At 52.6% G+C, this 19,503-nt stretch carries 12 protein-coding genes; all 12 read right to left on the reverse strand.

Annotated features, from left to right (window positions below):
• Window positions 1-29 precede the first annotated feature (29 nt).
• Complete coding sequence (locus B5G27_RS01790; RefSeq protein WP_087177269.1) at window positions 30-1,226, reverse strand: NADP-dependent isocitrate dehydrogenase; 1,197 nt, start codon at window positions 1,224-1,226, stop codon at window positions 30-32.
• An 87-nt stretch (window positions 1,227-1,313) separates the two neighbouring features.
• Window positions 1,314-1,979 (reverse strand): GntR family transcriptional regulator, encoded by a 666-nt coding sequence (locus B5G27_RS01795; protein ID WP_087177270.1) that lies wholly within the window; start codon window positions 1,977-1,979, stop codon window positions 1,314-1,316.
• Between the two features lie 31 nt (window positions 1,980-2,010).
• Window positions 2,011-3,399 carry a 2-isopropylmalate synthase gene (locus B5G27_RS01800; protein ID WP_087177271.1) on the reverse strand — a complete coding sequence of 463 codons (1,389 nt, stop codon included), beginning with the start codon at window positions 3,397-3,399 and terminating at the stop codon, window positions 2,011-2,013.
• A gap of 282 nt (window positions 3,400-3,681) precedes the next feature.
• The gene (locus tag B5G27_RS01805) at window positions 3,682-4,842 is read right to left on the reverse strand and encodes a phosphoglycerate dehydrogenase (protein ID WP_087177272.1); all 1,161 of its coding nucleotides are present in this window, start codon (window positions 4,840-4,842) and stop codon (window positions 3,682-3,684) included.
• Window position 4,843: 1 nt separating this feature from the next.
• On the reverse strand, window positions 4,844-5,926 hold the full coding sequence (gene serC / locus B5G27_RS01810) for a 3-phosphoserine/phosphohydroxythreonine transaminase (protein WP_087177273.1): 1,083 nt from the start codon (window positions 5,924-5,926) through the stop codon (window positions 4,844-4,846).
• 63 nt (window positions 5,927-5,989) lie between these two features.
• Window positions 5,990-7,666: a biosynthetic-type acetolactate synthase large subunit gene (gene ilvB, locus B5G27_RS01815; RefSeq protein WP_087177274.1), complete on the reverse strand. Its 1,677-nt coding sequence runs from the start codon at window positions 7,664-7,666 to the stop codon at window positions 5,990-5,992.
• Between the two features lie 61 nt (window positions 7,667-7,727).
• Window positions 7,728-9,401: a dihydroxy-acid dehydratase gene (gene ilvD / locus B5G27_RS01820; protein ID WP_087177275.1), complete on the reverse strand. Its 1,674-nt coding sequence runs from the start codon at window positions 9,399-9,401 to the stop codon at window positions 7,728-7,730.
• A gap of 10 nt (window positions 9,402-9,411) precedes the next feature.
• Window positions 9,412-10,500, reverse strand: coding sequence for a 3-isopropylmalate dehydrogenase (gene leuB / locus B5G27_RS01825; RefSeq protein WP_087177276.1), 1,089 nt, complete (start codon window positions 10,498-10,500; stop codon window positions 9,412-9,414).
• Window positions 10,501-10,737: 237 nt separating this feature from the next.
• Window positions 10,738-15,720 carry a glycosyl hydrolase family 95 catalytic domain-containing protein gene (locus tag B5G27_RS01830; RefSeq protein ID WP_162611165.1) on the reverse strand — a complete coding sequence of 1,661 codons (4,983 nt, stop codon included), beginning with the start codon at window positions 15,718-15,720 and terminating at the stop codon, window positions 10,738-10,740.
• Window positions 15,721-15,981: 261 nt separating this feature from the next.
• Window positions 15,982-16,260 carry a preprotein translocase subunit YajC gene (gene yajC, locus B5G27_RS01835; protein WP_087177278.1) on the reverse strand — a complete coding sequence of 93 codons (279 nt, stop codon included), beginning with the start codon at window positions 16,258-16,260 and terminating at the stop codon, window positions 15,982-15,984.
• A gap of 76 nt (window positions 16,261-16,336) precedes the next feature.
• Window positions 16,337-17,470 (reverse strand): tRNA guanosine(34) transglycosylase Tgt, encoded by a 1,134-nt coding sequence (tgt, locus tag B5G27_RS01840; RefSeq protein WP_087177279.1) that lies wholly within the window; start codon window positions 17,468-17,470, stop codon window positions 16,337-16,339.
• A gap of 39 nt (window positions 17,471-17,509) precedes the next feature.
• The gene (locus tag B5G27_RS01845) at window positions 17,510-19,297 is read right to left on the reverse strand and encodes a L,D-transpeptidase family protein (RefSeq protein ID WP_087177718.1); all 1,788 of its coding nucleotides are present in this window, start codon (window positions 19,295-19,297) and stop codon (window positions 17,510-17,512) included.
• Window positions 19,298-19,503 lie beyond the last annotated feature (206 nt).

A 19,503-nucleotide genomic window follows, 5' to 3' on the forward strand; every position in this document is an offset into this window, starting at 1 on the left:
CTATCGGTTGGTCCCCCGCAGGTACAGATTTACAGCCGCTTTGCGATCGCTTTGATAAATCCTTCGCTGTTGAGCACTGTCGGATTTTCGATCGTGGTGATCAGCGCCAGGTCTTTTGTCATCTCGCCTGCCTCGATCGTATCAATGGTTGCTTTTTCCAGGCGGTCTGCGAATTCCATCAGTTCCTGATTTCCGTCCAGCTCGCCGCGCTTCCTGAGCGCTCCTGTCCATGCGAAGATCGTTGCCACAGAGTTTGTGGATGTCTCCTCGCCTTTTAAGTGTTTGTAGTAATGGCGCTGCACGGTCCCGTGTGCCGCCTCGTACTCATAATATCCCTCCGGAGATACGAGCACAGAAGTCATCATGGCAAGAGAACCGAATGCGGAGGATACCATATCGCTCATCACATCTCCGTCATAGTTCTTGCATGCCCAGATATAGCCGCCCTCTGACTTCATCACGCGGGCAACCGCGTCGTCGATCAGTGTATAGAAATACTCGATGCCTGCTGCTTTGAACTTCTCGTCAAATTCTGCGTCATAGATCTCCTGGAAGATATCTTTAAATGTATGGTCATATTTCTTGGAGATCGTATCTTTTGTGGCAAACCAGAGATCCTGCTTTGTGTCCAGAGCGTAGGAGAAGCAGCTTCTCGCAAAACTCTCGATGGATTTATTCAGGTTGTGCATCCCCTGTACGATGCCCGGCCCGTCAAAGTTATGTACCAGCTCTTTTGTCTGTGTGCCGTCCTCTGCCGTATAGACAAGCTCTACCTTGCCCGCTCCCGGGATCTTCATCTCAGATCCTTTATACACATCACCGTATGCATGTCTTGCGATGGTGATCGGCTTCTTCCAGTTTTTCACGCACGGCTCAATGCCTTTCACTACGATGGGAGCGCGGAATACCGTTCCATCCAGGATCGCGCGGATCGTTCCGTTGGGGCTCTTCCACATTTCTTTCAGGTCATACTCATCCATGCGGGCTGCATTGGGAGTGATGGTCGCGCATTTTACTGCGACTTTATATTTCTTTGTAGCAAGGGCAGAGTCCACGGTCACCTGGTCGTCTGTTTCATTTCTGTGCTCCAGTCCCAGGTCATAATACTCTGTCTTCAGGTCAATGTACGGGATGAGGAGCTCATCCTTGATCATCTTCCAGAGAATCCTTGTCATCTCGTCCCCGTCCATCTCTACGAGGGGTGTGGTCATTTTGATTTTTTCCATTGTAGGTGTCCTCCTGATTCTTATTTCTATTGGATCGATCTTCCTTTTTACATCGGTTTCCCACAGCTGTCCCGCCGGCGCGGGATCTTACTCCTGTTCGTATCCCTGCTTTTTCAGATTCTGCATCACATGCATGATATGCTCATTGGCAAGCTGTTCCGCCATCTCAGCATCCCTGTCCCTGATCGCGCGCAGGATCTGACGGTGTTCACGGATAGATTTTCTCGCCCGGTCCTCTGACACCACAGACGACAGCCTGGCTGTCTGCACATAATTGTGGAAGTCCGCAAGGACATGACTCAGGATCCTGCTGCCGGAAGCTTCATACAGGACGGAGTGGAACCTGCCGTCCAGCGCCGTGACCTGCTCTGCGCTGAAACCGCTCTCTTTCTTCATCTGGAACTCCGAGAGAAGGATCGTTTCCTCCAGTTCATCCAGCTGTGCATCCGTGATATGCTCCACAGCCCAGCGGGCACACAGCCCTTCCAGCATGGACCGGATCATGTAGATATCCCAGATATCCTTGTGGGAGATCCCGGTCACATATGCCCCCCTGTTCGGGATGATGGTCACCAGCCCTTCCAGTTCCAGCTGCCGCAGTGCTTCCCTGACAGGAGTGCGGCTCACTCCCAGCTCTTTTCCGATGGTGTTTTCCCTGAGCTCATCATTTTCCTTGTATTTCCCGTTCAGGATGTCTCCCCGTATCTTGTGGAAGACACGCCCGCCCAGGGAATGGTCCTGATACTCTTCCATTTTCAGTCCTCCTGCTGCCAAGACCGGCCGGTCATAATGTTATGTGCAGCTCGTCACACACACTGTCTATTTTCGCAACTAATTCTTCATCTGTCAAGACTGTAACGCGCCCGTCCTCATATTCTTTGTCCACCCAGTCTTTCAGCCTGCGCACAAGCTCTGAGTTCTTGTCTACCTGGCGTTCGCCTGCCAGCTTATAGTACGCGTTGATCCAGTAAGCGATGCCAGCCGCTCCGGAGGTGTTGGACACAGAGACAAGCGCCGGACGGTTCAGGAATTTATCCGTGTCGAATATATTGTAGATCTCCTCGTTTTTCAGCATGCCGTCCGCGTGGATCCCTGCCCTTGTCACATTGAAATTCCTGCCCACGAACGGAGTGCGGGAGGGGATATGGTATCCGATCTCTTTTTCGTAGTATTCCGCAAGCTCTGTGATCACGGTCGTGTCCATCCCATCAAGAGTGCCCCTGAGCTGCGCGTACTCAAATACCATTGCCTCCAGCGGAGTATTTCCGGTGCGCTCTCCGATACCGAACAGGGAGCAGTTCACGCCGCATGCCCCGTACAGCCAGGCCGTCGTGGAGTTGTTGACCGCCTTGTAAAAGTCATTGTGCCCGTGGAACTCGATCAGCTCGCTCGGCACACCGGCGTGTGTCATCAGGCCGTAGATGATGCCCGGGATGGATCTCGGGATCACTGCCCCCGGGAAATTCACGCCAAAGCCCATTGTATCGCAGACACGGATCTTGACCGGAATCTTGTATTCTTCCATGAGCTTCATCAGCTCCACGCAGAACGGGATCACAAACCCATAGATATCCGAGCGTGTGATATCCTCCAGATGGCATCTCGGGCGCACTCCGGTCTCCATACACTCGCGCACAACAGAAAGATAGTGCTCCAGCGCCTGCTTTCTCGTCATTTTCAGCTTATAGAAAATATGGTAATCCGAACAGCTCACAAGGATGCCCGTCTCTTTCAGCCCGATATCCTTTACAAGCTGGAAATCCTTTTTGCTCGCGCGGATCCAGCTGGTCACTTCCGGGAACTGATACCCCTTCTCCAGGCATTTGTACACCGCGTCCCTGTCCTTTTTGCTGTAGAGGAAAAACTCGCTCTGCCGGATCTTCCCCTTCGGTCCTCCCAGACGGTGCAGATGATCATAGATCGTGACGATCTGCTCTGTTGTATACGGAGCCCTTGACTGCTGCCCGTCGCGGAAGGTCGTGTCCGTGATCCAGATCTCATCCGGCATGTTGTGCGGCACGATCCTGTCGTTAAACGCGATCTTCGGTATCTCATCATAACGGAACAGATTGCGGAACACATTCGGCGTGTCCACATCTACAAGGGGGAACATATGCTCCTCCAGCTCCAGAAGATTTGTGTGCTTGTTCATAAATACTTTCCTGTCCTGCATCGTATCTGCCTCCTCCATATTCGATGCCCTTTCCGGTCCTGTATTTCCCGGATAGATCTTAGCTTCTCGATTTTGTATAATTGTATACACTTATACAACATTTGTCAATCCATATCTTTATTTCCCTGCGGTCTGTACAGGAGCAAAGGTCTTCCCGCACAGGCACAGGCGCCGCTCTCCGGCGTATCGCGCAAAAAAAGCCGGATCCCCCAGCGTGTTCCGCCATTGGAAATCCAGCTTTTTGAATTCTCAGTTTTTTCCTTCTGTCCGCTCCAGCTTATTTTAAAGGATCCTCACTTTAAGCACGCCGTCGATGCCTGCGAGCTGTTCTTCTACTTCTGACGGCACCTCTGCATCCACATCCATCATTGTGTATGCATACTCTTTCCGGCTCTTGTTTGTCATGAGGGAAATATTGATCCCTTTCTCTGCCATCAGGCCTGTAAACTGCCCCAGCATATTCGGGATGTTTTTGTGGAGGATCGTGATCCTCGGCCCCTCTCCCTTTGCTCCCATATCGCAGTCCGGGAAGTTGACGGAGTGTGTGATATTTCCGTTTTCCAGGAAATCCTTCACTTCCGCCGCTGCCATCTTTGCGCAGTTGTCCTCAGATTCTTCCGTGGATGCGCCCAGATGGGGGATGACGATAGCTCCTTTGACGCCCACGATCTCCTTTGTCGGGAAATCAGTCACATAGCAGCGCACTTTCTCGGATACAAGAGCGTCCACGATGTCTTCCTGGTTCACCAGCACGTCGCGGGCAAAGTTCAGGATGACCACGCCCTTTTTCATCAGGCTGATGGCATTCCTGTCGATCATGCCCTTTGTATCCTCCAGCGCCGGTACATGGATCGTAATATAATCACATTCTTTGTAGATCTCATCCACGGTCTTTGCATGGTAGATGCTGCGGGACAGTCTCCACGCAGAGTCCACGGATACATACGGGTCATAGCCGTATACTTCCATCCCCAGGTGCACAGCCGCGTTCGCGACCAGCACGCCGATGGCGCCAAGGCCGATGACGCCGAGCTTCTTGCCCTCGATCTCTGTCCCTGCGAAAGCCTTTTTCTTCTTCTCCGTGATCTTGGCGATGTCGCCGTCCTCCTCGTACTCCTGCACCCAGTTGATGCCGCCGATGATATCGCGGGCAGCCAGGAGCATTCCTGCGATCACCAGCTCTTTTACTCCATTTGCATTCGCTCCCGGAGTATTAAAGACCACGATCCCGTCTTCTGCGCAGCGGTCCAGAGGGATATTGTTGACCCCGGCTCCCGCGCGCGCGATCACTTTCAGGTTCTCAGAGAACTCCATCTCATGCATCTTCGCGCTTCTGACGAGGATGGCATCCGCCTCCTCTGCGTTCTCTGTGTTTACATAATTTTCATCCAGTTGATCCAGTCCCACTTTGGCGATCGGATTCAGGCAGTGATATTTGAACATTTTACTGATTCTCCTCTTCAAACTTCTTCATAAACTCAACAAGTGCCACAACGCCCTCATACGGCATTGCATTGTAAATGCTGGCGCGCATTCCTCCCACGCTTCTGTGTCCTTTTAAGTTCTCAAGGCCTGCTGCCTTTGCCTCTTTGACGAATTTTGCATCCAGGTCCGCGTCCCCTGTCACAAAAGGAACGTTCATAAGGGAGCGGTCCTTTTTCTCCACAGTCCCTTTGAACAGCCTGCTCTGATCCAGGAAATCATAGAGGACTTTTGCCTTTTTCTCGTTTTTCTCTTTCATAGCCTCAAGGCCGCCCTGGGCTTTGATCCATTTGAACACTTTGCCGCAGATATAGATCCCGTATGCCGGCGGTGTATTATAGAGAGATTTTGCGTCTGCATGCGTCTTGTAGGTAAGCATAGTCGGCGTTCCCGGAAGCACGTCTTCCGTGATCAGGTCCTCGCGGATGATCACGATGACAACGCCTGCCGGTCCGATATTCTTCTGGACTCCGCCGTAGATGACGCCGTATTTTGTCACGTCCACAGGCTCAGACAGGAAGCAGGAAGATACGTCCGCCACAAGTGTCTTTCCCTTTGTATCCGGCAGCTCTTTGAACTTCGTGCCGTAGATCGTATTGTTCTCACAGATATAGACATAATCCGCATCCTCAGATACCGGAAGGTCTGAGCAGTCCGGGATATAGGAGAACGTCTTATCCTCGGAAGATGCGATACGGTTTACCTTTCCGTATTTTTCCGCTTCTTTTGCAGCCTTCTTCGCCCACTGTCCGGTGATGATATAGTCCGCCACACGGTTCTTCATCAGGTTCATCGGGATCATGGCAAACTGCTGGGAAGCCCCGCCCTGGAGGAACAGCACTTTATAGTTGTCCGGGATCCCCATCAGGTCCCTTAAGTCCTGCTCTGCTGTGGTGATGATCTCCTCGAATGCTTTGGAACGGTGGCTCATCTCCATCACAGACATCCCTGTCCCGTTATAGTCCAGCATCTCCGCTGCTGCTTCCTTCAGCACCTCCTCCGGCAGCACTGCCGGTCCCGCTGAAAAGTTATACACTCTGCTCATTTTCCTTACCTCCTGTTTTCCTCTTTTCTATCAGCATGGCTGATCCTGCAGTTTCGTACAGGGTCATTTCCCCATGTCTTCCTCATCAAAAGCGTCGCTGATCGCCGCTCCCGGCGCCACCATCGGCCATACTTTATCATCGCTGTCGATCTGGCAGTCAATGACGACCGGCCTGTTCAGGGTCAGCGCCTTGGCAAAAGCCTCCCGGAACTCATCCTGGGATTCCGCGCGGATCCCTTCCGCTCCCATGGCTTCCGCCAGTTTCACAAAATCCACCTTATCTCTGAGCACGGTCGCAGAATATCTCTCGTCATAGAAGAGGTCCTGCCACTGGCGGACCATCCCGAGCACATGGTTATTGACCACGACCTCAATGACCGGGATATTATGCCTTACCGCGGTGGCAATCTCGTTCATATTCATGCGGAAGCATCCGTCTCCCGCGATATTGACGACTGTCTTATCCGGGCAGCCTGTCTTCGCCCCCAGGGAAGCCCCCAGGCCGTAGCCCATCGTGCCCAGGCCGCCGGATGTCAGAAGAGTCCTCGGCTTTGTATATTTGTAGAACTGCGCCGCCCACATCTGATGCTGTCCTACTTCTGTGACGATCAGTGCATCTCCCTTTGTCTGCCGGTAGATCTCTTCTACGATAAAGGGCCCTGTCAGCGCGTCCGGATGGTATTTCAGAGGATACTTTTCTTTATATGAACGGATCTGCTCCATCCATTCCGGATGGGACTGCTGCTTCAGGCGCCTGTTGAGCGCCCTGAGCACCTCTTTCACATCCCCGATCAGCTCCTCTGTGACAATGATATTTTTATTGATCTCCGCGGGGTCGATATCGATCTGCAGGATCTTCGCGTTTTTGGCGAATGTCGCCGTGTTTCCTGTCACACGGTCGCTGAACCTCGCCCCAATGACTACGAGAAGGTCGCATTCGCTGACCCCGTAGTTAGAGGCCTTTGTACCGTGCATTCCCAGCATTCCCGTATACCGCGGATCCGTTCCCGGGAATGCGCCTTTCCCCATCAGGGAATCCGTGACCGGCGCATCCAGCTTTTCCACGAATTCTTTCAGCTCTCCGCTGGCCCCGGAAGTCACTGCGCCGCCGCCCACAAAGACATACGGTTTTTCCGAAGCCTCGAGCATCGCAAGGGCGCGCGCGACCTCTTCTTCATTCATATGAGACTGGTCGGGAATATATTTCCCGAGTTCTTCTTTCTGGTACTCTGTGACCGCTGCCGTGATGTCCTTCGGGATGTCCACGAGCACAGGACCGGGCCTTCCCGTCCGCGCGATGCGGAACGCCTTGCGGATCGTATCCGCCAGCTTTGTCACATCTTTTACGATGAAACTGTACTTTGTGATGGGCATTGTGATCCCTGCGATATCGATCTCCTGGAAACTGTCTTTCCCCAGGAGCGACACCCCTACATTACAGGTGATGGCCACGATGGGGATAGAATCCATGTACGCGGTGGCGATCCCGGTCACCAGGTTCGTCGCCCCGGGCCCGCTGGTCGCCAGACAGACGCCGACTTTGCCCGTTGCCCGCGCGTACCCGTCCGCCGCGTGCGCCGCGCCCTGCTCATGGGATGTGAGGATGTGGCGGATCTCATCCCTGTGTTTATACAGCTCGTCATACACATTCAGGATGGCGCCGCCCGGATAGCCGAATACGGTGTCCACTCCCTGTTCTTTTAAACATTCGATTACGATCTCTGCTCCGTTTAACTGCATGCTGTATCCTCTTTTCTGTATCTCTCATTCCTGCCGGATATATGATCTGTTCCGCAGGCCCTTAATTTCCTTTCGGGATCTCCAGGATCGCTCCTCTGTTTCCTGATGTTACCATGGATGCATAGCGAGCGAGATATCCTGTCTTCACCTTTGGTTCTCTTGGCTGCCATTTTGCCTTTCTGGCCGCCATCTCCTCATCTGAAATATCCAGCTCCAGCTTCAGCTCTGGGATATTAATCTTAATAATGTCTCCTTCTTCCACCAAAGCAATAGGGCCTCCTACTGCCGCTTCGGGAGACACATGTCCGATGGACGCTCCCCTGGAAGCGCCGCTGAATCTGCCATCCGTGATCAGCGCGACCGTGGAACCCAGTCCATATCCCGCGATCGCCGAGGTAGGATTCAGCATTTCCCTCATGCCGGGTCCTCCCTTAGGTCCTTCATAGCGAATCACAATCACATCTCCTGGATTGATTTTTCCTGACTTGATCGCCTCTGTCGCTTCCTCGTCGCTCTCAAAGATCCTTGCAGGTCCCTCATGGACGAGCATCTCGTCACATACAGCAGAACGCTTCACCACGCTGCCGTCAGGAGCCAGATTTCCTTTCAGTACAGCAAGTCCGCCAGTCTCTGAATAGGGGTTGTCGATGGGTCTTATGACTTCCGGATTTTTATTTTCACATCCTGCGATATTCTCTCCGATCGTCTTTCCTGTGACTGTCATGCAGTCTGTATTAAGAAGCCCCTTCTTATTCAGCTCATTCATCACCGCATACACACCGCCGGCCTCATTGAGATCTTCGATATATGTGTGTCCTGCCGGTGCCAGATGGCAGAGATTCGGTGTTTTCTCGCTGATCGTATTTGCAAAATCGATCTCAAAATCCATTCCGATCTCATGGGCGATCGCCGGGAGATGGAGCATGCTGTTTGTGGAGCAGCCAAGCGCCATGTCCACGGTCAGCGCGTTGAGGATTGCATCCTCTGTCATGATATCTCGCGGGCGGATATTCTTCCTTACCAGCTCCATGACCTGCATGCCCGCATGTTTTGCAAGCTGCAGTCTTGCCGAATAGACTGCCGGGATCGTACCGTTTCCGCGAAGTCCCATTCCCAGCGCCTCTGTCAGGCAGTTCATACTGTTCGCTGTATACATGCCAGAGCAGGAACCGCAGGTAGGGCATGCCTTATTCTCATACTCGCAGAGATCTTCATCCGTAATCTTCCCGGCAGCGTGGGCTCCCACAGCCTCAAACATACTGGAAAGGCTTGTTTTTCCGCCTTTTACATGTCCCGCAAGCATGGGACCTCCGCTGACGAAGATGGTCGGAATATTTACGCGCGCTGCTGCCATGAGCAGGCCCGGCACGTTCTTATCACAGTTAGGGATCATGACAAGCCCGTCAAACTGATGCGCCATTGCCAGTGCTTCCGTAGAATCTGCGATCAGGTCTCTCGTCACAAGAGAATATTTCATCCCGATATGTCCCATTGCAATGCCGTCGCAGACGGCAATCGCCGGCACCATGATCGGCGTGCCGCCCGCCATTGCAACTCCCATCTTCACTGCCTCAGTGATCTTATCCAGGTTCATATGCCCCGGGACGATCTCATTGTAGGAGCTGACCACTCCGATCAGCGGTCTCTCCAGTTCTTCCTGGGTCATCCCAAGCGCATTAAACAACGATCTGTGCGGCGCCTGCTGGACGCCCTTTGTCACTGTGTCACTTCTCATCTGTCAAACCTCACTTTCCGATATATGTGCAGATCCGGTCACCCATCTCTTTTGTACCGATCTGTTTCTTTCCTTCTGACATGATATCAATGGTCCGATACCCGTCTTTCAATACCATCCCTACCGCCTTCTCAACTGCATCTGCCTCCCTGTCAAGATCAAAGGAGTATCTCAGCATCATCGCTGCCGACAGGATGGTCGCGATCGGGTTTGCGATTCCCTTGCCCGCGATATCCGGCGCAGAACCGCCGCTGGGCTCATACAGACCGAACTTTGTGTCATTCAGACTGGCGCTTGCAAGCATCCCGATGGAGCCGGTCACCATACTTGCCTCATCTGAAAGAATGTCCCCGAACATATTCTCGGTCAGGATCACGTCAAACTGTGCCGGATCTTTCACAAGCTGCATTGCACAGTTGTCAACCAGCATATGCTCTAACGCAACTTCCGGGTAATCCGCTGCTACTTCCTCTACGATCTTCCTCCAGAGCCGGGAAGAGTCAAGGACATTTGCCTTATCCACGCTGGTCACCTTTTTCTTTCTCTTCATGGCGATATCAAAGCCGCGCTTCGCGATCCTGCGGATCTCTGTCTCACTGTATGTAAGCTCATCTCTCGCCACAAGCACTCCGTCCTCCTCCCGGGTGCTGCGCTTTCCGAAATAGAGTCCTCCGGTCAGCTCTCTCATAATCATCATGTCAAATCCTCGGTCCGCGATCTCTTCTTTCAGGGGACACGCGCCTTTTAATTCTTCATAGAGCACCGCGGGTCTTAAGTTTGCGAACAGGTTCAGCCCTTTTCTGAGCTGCAAAAGCCCTGCCTCAGGCCTTTTGGACGGCTCTAACTGATACCATGGGGAAGTCTTCGCGTCTCCGCCGATGGATCCCATCAATACCGCGTCGCTGGCTTTCGCCGCTTCCAGAGTCTCATCCGTAAGGGGCACTCCGTTCACATCAATAGACGCCCCGCCCATGAGAAGCTGTGTATAAGAAAGGGAATGGCCGTATACCTCTGCGACCTTGTCGAGGACTTTCATCGCCTCGTCCACGATCTCAGGGCCGATCCCATCCCCCTTTATCACTCCGATCTTCATTTCCATAGTTTTTCTTCCCTTCTAAGTCAAAATGTTACTACTAATCATACCGCATTTCCCCGCTTGTTTCAAGTAGTTCAGGCATAAAAATAGAGGGCGCTCTAAAATATAAGAGCGCCGGGATCCGCGCCCTGGCGGCTGCCGGGAGATTTCCCCCGTTTTCTTCTGCCGCTGCCGGCGCAGACCCCGGCGCATCTGCCGGTCTGCTATATTTCGCTTTTTCCCTGTATTACCTTTTCTCTGTTACCTGTTTCTTTTTTTCCATACCAGTGCCCCTGCTGCCGCTGCAAACGCAGTTCCCGTCAGTGCCAGGAGCCATCCCGCGCGTACGGGATCCCCGGTCCGGACCGCAGCCTGCTGCCCGCTGCCGGCGCCGCCGTCCTGGGATGTACCAGAGCCACCGCTGCTGGCTGTGCCGCTGCCGTCCCCGGTATTACCCTCATCTCCGGCACCGCCTGTATCCGGCTGCTGCGGCTGGTCCGCTTTCTCGAGCGCTTCCACAGCTGCCTTTAAGCCACTCACTGCTTCTTTTACACTGTCCTCATCCGCAGATATAAGGACCGCCCTGGCTTTATTCAGCTCGGCTGTCATGGCATTCCAGCTGTCCTCGGTATAGAGTGACGGATCCAGCTTTTCTGCCTGGCTGACCAGATCTTCCAGTTCTTTGATCTCTGTCCGTTTTTCCAGACCGCTGATACTGCTTTCCAGCCTGGTCCTGTCCACGTCCCTCACGAGATCCTCTATTGCCTGTTCCAGCGCATCCGCCGCCTCTTCCGCCGCCTGGTCGTCCGCATCCGCCGCGTCTTTCACTTTGAGTGCTGCATCCAGTGCTTCCTGCACTGCGGACCAGCTCTCTTCCGTATAATCTTCCGGATCCTTTGACTGGGCGCTAATGATCGCGGCGTCCAGACGTTCCCACACGGTGGAAACCACAGTCACAGTCAGTGACGCGGTCATGCCCTGAGGATTCAGGATATCGTCTCCCAGTGTGAGTGCCCCGGTCAATGTATACTCTCCCGGCGTATCTTTGTCATATCCTTCTTCTGACCATTCTGCCGGCAGCTGTCTTGACGTCCCATCATCCAATGTCACCGTAACCTCTTTCGGAAGGGCCAGCTCGCTGAACGCAGTCCCTTCTTTTACCGTGATCCCGGCAGGCTCATCCACTCCGGCCACAGACGGTATACGTACCCCTGATGCCTGGAGCTCATAGAGCGTGATCCTCTTTGAAGCGTCTGTATTTTTAAACTGATAGCGCAGCGCGTCCGCATTGACCGGCTCCTTAAGTTCAAAGATATTGGTTCCCTGAGACTGTCCGTCCTGGTCCGGTTCGGATTTGAGCGCCTTTTTGTCGACCAGCGTGACCCACTCGCCTCCGCAGAGCGCTTCGATCGTTGTCTCATCCCCCCGCGTTTTGTATCCGTCGTTCTTTTCAAGGAATTCCTGGACGTAAAGCGTATCGATCCTGTATGTGCCGTCCAGTTCGACTGTGACGGTAAGCGTATTCTGTCTGTCATCTCCCGCATAGCGTGTCGTACTGTCTCCGTCTACCATCGCTTCGACCGGGTATTTCGACTCATTCTGGGGTGCGCTGCCCGCCTCGATCTTCTGGCGGAGCATGATGTTTTTCTCCGCCCCGCTTTCAAGGAACTTCTCCCTTGCCTCTTTGATCCGCTGCGCAGACGCATCCACAGCATCCTGTCCGGCAGTTATATCCTGAAGGAGTGCCGTGCCTTCTTCCCGCGCCTCCTGGAGTTCTCTCCTCTCAGCGCTCAATACATACTGGTCCAGGTCAAGCCCTGAGATTTCCTGCAGTTCCCGGAAAAGTTCCAGCTTATCCGCCTGTTCCGGCATGACCGCGGAGCACATCACCTCAGTGATACTTGCATATTTTGCCGGATCGCCCTGGTTGTCAAAGGTAATGCGGATCTTCACAGCCTCTTTCTGCTTCATATCAACTGTTTTTGTACCGCCGCATACGCAGGCAAATCCGCTCTGTACAGTCTCCCATTCTCCTTCCGGATCCTGGATCTCCACCGTTGTATTCTTTGAGCGGGTCTTTCCCTCGCCGTTTTTCCACTCAACGATAGAAAGTGTTTTCAGGGTATAAGCCCCTTCCAGGTCGATCTCCATTGTCCAGGAGCCTTTTTTATCTCCGTTGAGGGCAATACGGTCGCTGCTGTCAGTGGGATCTGTTTTCCCGTTTACAGCCAGTTCTGCCGGATAGCTTGAATGGATCGTCTGGCCGCTTGTGACTTTCACGGTCTTGCCCAGCAGGATATTATCCAGTTCGGCAGAATCCCGGATCACAGCCTCTGTCATGCCGCTCTCCCTTCCGTCTCCGACTGCGCTCACCGCATAGGCTGCTCCTTCTTCCTTTTCTACATAAACAGTGGAATACTCTGTCTGGTACAGTCTCTCCCACTCGTCTCCATCCTGTTTGTAGACCACATAGCTGTCCGCCCCGTCCACTTCGCTGATGACAAGCTGGACCGTAGTGTCAGACACAGCGTATCCGGTCACACTCTCAGGAGCCGTGATCGGAAGGATCTGCATGGTAGTGCCTTCGCTTTCCCTCCCATCGGCATCCACCGCTGTCACACGCATGGTCACGCGGTCTTCCGCCCTCAACTCCGCCATGTCCGCCGCTTCATAGAGATATTCTGTATCCCTGATGTCTTCCGCTACGAGCGTATAATCCGATGCGTCATTCACCGCTTCATATACCCGGTAGCTGACCGCGTCCCCGCTCTCGCCCCATGTCAGGGCCATACCGCCTTCTGTGCTTTCCGCCCTCAGTTCTGCCGGAGCCTGGGGATCCCTGACCACAGGGATGCCTGAGATCACATAAGTCTGGTCTTTCTCCGTCTCAAAGGAGATCCTGTCCTGGCCTTCTGTCTTCACTGCCACAGCGTCGCCGTCAGCGGTCTTTACATCCGCTTCTGCGAGTCCCGGATAATCTACGGTACAGGTTCCGCCTGACTGTGACGTGATCTGGAATTCTGTCGCAGTCCCGTCTGTCCACTCTGCGTCCACGACGAAATTCCCGCGCGCCAGCAGTCCCTCATAGCTTCCGTCTGCCCACGCGGATGGAAGGGCTGCCAGTGGAGAGATATAGCCTTCATGGCTCTGGAGGAGCATTTCCCCGATGCCGGCGGTAGCCCCGAAGTTCCCGTCGATCTGGAACGGCGGATGGGTATCCCAGAGATTATCCATGATCTTTGTCTTCAAAAGCTGCTGGAGCTCCTGATAGCAGACATCTCCATCGCCGATCCTCGCCCATGCGCAGAGCCTGTGGGCGATCGACCATCCTGTGGAGCCGAGCCCGCGCTTTTCCAGAGAAACTTTTGCCGCATCCAGCCATGCCGGCGTGTTATGGCTGATCGATGTTCCCGGATAGAGTCCCACAAGCTGTGAGATATGGCGGTGCTGGGCCTCGCCGAACTCGCCGTAGTAATTTTCTTCCCGGTATTCTTTCACCTGTCCCGAATAACCTACATTGACCGGATCCAGTTTATCGATCTGTTCCTTTGCGGTCTGTACGATCGAATCGTCTTCTTTTCGGAGAAGTTCTGCTGCCTTGATCAGATTATTATGGTTTTCCCATGTCATCTGCTGGTCAAAAGCACATCCCACAGTCTGCTTGTTATTCGCGTTCTCCGGCGAAGCGGACGGGGAGATCAGATATTTCCCATCCTGCTCGGTCAGGCTCTTGGAGAGGAACTTTGCCATCCCTGCCACAGCCGGATAGGTATGCTCTTCCAGGATTTCCTCATCCCTTGTAAAATCATACCAGTCCCAGAAAAGCATGCTGGTGAACGCCCCGGTCCCCGGTCCGGAATGGCCTCCCGCACTGGGCGCTCCTGCAGTATACGGGTAAACGCCGGTGCCGATCGCCCATCCGTTTTCCCCTGTTCCATCCGGAGCCTTCAGCTCAGAGCCTGTGGCAGCCAGATAAGAATCCGCGTTGCCTTCCGCCTGCTTCCTGAACGCCTCGTTAAAATCAGCGTACGACTGGAACAGTTCCGGCATATTCGTGACAAATGCCGGCCAGTAATTCATCTGCACATTGATATTGTGCCAGTATCCGCCGCTCCACGGAGTATCCTCGTAGGCATTCCAGATGCCCTGGAGATTGGCCGGGAGGCATCCTTCCCTTGAGGATGCGATCAGCAGATACCGCCCGTACTGGAAGAACAGTTCCTCAAGATACGGGCTGTATGTGCCCTTCTTGTATTCGCTCAGGAGCTGGTCTGTCGTCTTTCCTTCATCCTCTCCGCCGATATCCAGGTTCACTCTGGAATAATAGGTCTGGTAATCCTCCACATGGCGCTCCCTGAGCTCCTCATAGCCATATTTTTCCGCCTCGTCCAGATATCCTGTCACTTTCTCGTGGGGATAGCTGTCCGGGTCAAGCTTCTCTTTCACAGAGTTAAGGAACGTCTCGGAAGTCATCTCATAGTTTGTCCCGACCGCAAGCAGGATGACCGCACTGTCCGCGCCTTCCACGCGTATCTGCCCGTTCCCGTCCCCGTCTTCGACAGCCTCCATGGTCCCGCCCTGGGGAAGCACCCGGTACTGCCCTTCATAATTGATCTGATAGTATTCCATAGTTCCGGAAAGCACGATCGTCCCTTCCGTTCCTTCTTCATCCACCGATGCCTCTACCTGTCCGGTCTTTCCCATACCGTCTCCCGGCTCGATATAATAATCGCACAGGAATGGTGCTTCCGGCCGCAGGGTAAAGCTGAGCGCCCCTTTCTCAGATGCGTCCAGTTTCACTGCCATGACCTTATCCGGATAGCTGGTGAAATATTCCCTGGAATAGGTGACCCCGTCATACTCATAGCTCACATGCGCTGTCGCATCGTCAAGCACCAGGTCCCTGCTGTAATCGGACACGTTCTCCTCCTCATGGCCGAAATCGATCCATGTCTTTGCGAGCAGGTTCAGCCCGGTACGGTTGCTCGTATCTGAGTTGCCGTCATTCTTCTGATATGGATTCGCAAGGCTGTTCTCAGTGACATAGATGGACTCTGTCTCTGTCCCGCCCCACACATTGACCCCCATATATCCGCATCCCAGCGGAAGGGAATACTCCTCAAACCCTGTGTCCGTGTCCCGTGACGGATTGTCGATCCCGGTAATGGGCGCAGGCTCATCATAATACAGACGGAGCATATCATCCCCGCCATCCTTTCTGCCGGCTTTGTTCTTAAAATGCACGGTTTCTCTCCTCCTTTTCCTGAATGGCATGATCTTACGCTGCCACTCACAATGATATTATCACAGGAGATTATACCGGCTTCTGCCCTGCCTGTCTTGTACATTTGCGACCGGAATATAACAATATTCACTTTTTTGTAATTTAGTAATCACATTCAAAAAATTTACACCCGTAATCTCTCATAAAAAAGCCGGCAGATTTCTCATAAAAAAACCGGAAGGCTTCCCTTCCGGCTGTAACCATATTTACCGACGTATCCTTTATTCTGCGTTCGGTTTTTCAATCTGAGCGATCGCAGCTTTCTGCATCGGGATACGGCAGTTTTTATTATTCCCGAACTCCACGATCACATCATCCTCTGTAATATCAATGATCACTCCGTAGAATCCGCTTGTTGTCAGAGCTGTGTCCCCGACTTCCATGGATGCGAGCATTGCCTGGATCCTCTTCTGCTCTTTTTTCTGAGGACGCATGAGCAGGAGCCACATTACTCCGAACATTACCGCGATCCAGATGACCATCATTAACAATTCACCCATAATCAGATTTCCTCCTAACTTTCATTACGCAATAAGATTACTATACACAAAAATAAGACAATCTTCAAGAGGCATTTCAGGAATTTCCCCGAAGCATCCCTTCCAGCTTCCGCTTTTTATAAGCCTTGTATTCTCCCGCATCAATAGCGTCTCTGATCTCTTCCATCATTGAATTGTAAAAATACAGATTATGAAGCACGCACAGCCTCATGCCAAGCATTTCCTTTGCTTTGAGAAGATGCCGGATATAGGCGCGGCTGTAGCTCCTGCACGCGGGACATCCGCAGCCTTCCTCGATCGGTCTGTCGTCCAGTTCGTATTTTGCATTGAAAAGATTTAACTTACCCTGGTCCGTATACACATGCCCATGCCTTCCGTTCCGGGTCGGGTAGACGCAGTCAAAGAAGTCAACCCCGCGGTCCACTGCTTCCAGGATATTCGCCGGAGTCCCAACCCCCATCAGATAAGTAGGCTTATTCTCCGGCAGATGCGGAACGACCGCATCCAGGATGCGGTACATATCCTCATGGCTCTCACCAACGGCAAGGCCGCCCACCGCATAACCATCCAGATCCAGCTCTGTGATCTGCCGGGCATGCGCGATGCGGATATCCTCGTAGATCCCGCCCTGGTTGATCCCAAACAGGAGTTGATGGGGATTGACCGTATCTGGCAGAGAGTTCAGTCTTGCCATCTCAGCTTTGCACCGTTTCAGCCAGCGTGTCGTACGCTCCACAGAATCCGCAATATATTTCTTTTCCGCCACACTGGACGGGCACTCATCAAAGGCCATTGCGATCGTGGAACCGAGATTAGACTGTATCTGCATACTCTCCTCAGGTCCCATGAAGATCTTCCTGCCGTCAACATGGGAATGGAAATGCACTCCCTCTTCTTTGATCTTCCGCAGAGACGCCAGGGAGAATACCTGGAACCCGCCTGAATCTGTGAGGATCGGCCTGTCCCAGTTCATAAAACGGTGCAGTCCGCCCAGTTTCTTTACGATCTTATCTCCGGGCCTCACATGGAGATGATATGTATTTGAAAGCTCTACCTGTGTCTTGATCTGTCTTAAGTCGTCTGTGGACACAGCCCCCTTGATAGCGGCCGCTGTCCCCACATTCATAAATACCGGCGTTTCGATCGTCCCGTGTACGGTATGAAAACGCCCGCGTTTTGCCTTGCCGTCTTTTTTCAGCAGTTCATACATTCCTGTCAACCTCGTATTCGTTTTCCATATACAGTCCCATCAGTAATGAAGGACGACCGGAGTCCCGGCGCTGATCATTCCGAACAGTGTGCCCGCGTCACCGTATGACATGTTCACACAGCCGTGCGAACCAAGGCTCTGATACAGGCTCCCTCCAAATCCGGGCTGCCATGTAGCGTCATGGAACCCGTGCCCCTGCCAGGTAAACGGCATCCAGTAAGCCACCGGAGTCCGATAGATCGGTTCCCCTGTCGCCGGGTCTTTCTCCCCTACCAGGGTAGCATTTCTTTCCGTATAAAGTATAGAGTATACCCCTGACGGAGTCGCCCGGTCCGGTGTGGGCAGCCCTGTGACCACATCCGCCTGGAACGCAACGGATCCGTCCACGATATACCACATATGCTGGGCAGAAAGATCCACCTCGATAAATGTAGTCCCCCAGTCCTGCGCGGAATGCGATGCCGCTGTCTGGGCATAAGCTGGCTCCCTTGTTGCCACCTCGCCATTCTTGATACTGTTGATCAGATTCTGTGCCTCTGTCTCCTCATCGATCGACCATCCATACGTCCCGCCGGAAACTTCAACTGTCTTGCCGTTGGGCGAGGTGATCGTCCTTGTCGCTCCCACAGTGTCGTACGTTGCTCCAAAAGTCGCCATCCACTCCCTGACTGCATCTTCATTAAATGTCACCTGCATATTTTCATCGTATGTCAGCCATGTAGAGATCAGATTTTTATCTACTACGACATTTTCCGTCATGGGATACGTAATACTCGCCTTGCAGTACTGATTCATCGTGTCGCATGCTTCCTGCACCTCCGGCGATTCAGCGGTATATTTCGGCAGCTTGTAGCACTCCTCCTCAAGCATATCCAGTGTCGGCTCAAACTCCGTGATATGTTCTTTGATCTTTTCGGTGAGGACTTCCATATTGACCGCAGTCCCATAAACCTCAGGTTCTACTACAAATGAATTTCCATCAAACTTCGGATATGCTGAAGCAGGTTCCGTCTGCTCCTGTGTGACCGCCTTAACAGACTGTATCTTATCTTCAAGCGCATTTTCATCATAATCTACTTTGATACTGACATTCTGGCTGGTCTTTGAAAAAAGCGAAGTGATCCATAAGACCGGATTCTGCTTTTTCAGCTCGTCCTCTACACTGGAATCTTCTCTGTAAACCAGGGAAATATCTGCCCCTTTGATCACATCTGACGCATTGTCCAGTTCGATCAGTTCAAGCTCATAATCTTTAACCTGCTCTTTGAGGTATTCCTCGACATCTGCTACCGATCTGCCGGAGAAGTCCTTGCCATTTATCGTAGTGTTTATAAAAAAATGTCCGATAAAGAATGCAGAAATCCCGAGATAGATCACGATCAATCCGCCTGCAATGCTCCCTGCGATGATCCAGGGCTTTTTCCCCAGGCCTTTTTTCTCTTTGTTTTCTTTGTTTGCTTTTCTCGCAGCTCTTCGCCTTCTTCTCCTTTTTCTTTTTTTCTCCCCGTTCTCCACTTCTTCCTCCTGATCCACATACACAAGGTCCTCTTCAGGATCTCCCTCGTCTTCCGCCGGATCTTCCTCGTCTTCCGCCGGATCTTCCTCGTCTTCCGCCGGATCCCCCTCACCTTCTGCCGGATCTTCATTGCTTTCTACCGGGTCCTCTTCACCGCGTTCTTTTCCCGCAGTATCCTCAGCCTGGTCCGTTTCCAATACGTCAGCTGCATCGTCCGCCTCTTCCCCGGCATCCTCAAACCCTTCCTCACTGAGGATTTCTATATCTCCCTGATGTGTATCTGACTGTTTTTTTCTTTTCTTTCTGCTCATCAGCCTTCCCATCTCTTTCCTTATACAATATTACGGCAACATTATAGTACGTTTATAAAAAAAAGTACAGAAAATTATTGTCCATTCACAAAAACTTAAAATCTGTTAAAAACTGTTAAACTGTTACATTTCCTCGTTCTTTCCATCTCTTTTTTTCAAAAGTCAGACACGATAACAGGAAAAAAGACTGTATTTTTCTTGTCAAT

The sequence above is a fragment of the Lachnoclostridium sp. An76 genome, from assembly GCF_002161355.1.
GTDB lineage: Bacteria > Bacillota > Clostridia > Lachnospirales > Lachnospiraceae > Mediterraneibacter > Mediterraneibacter caccavium.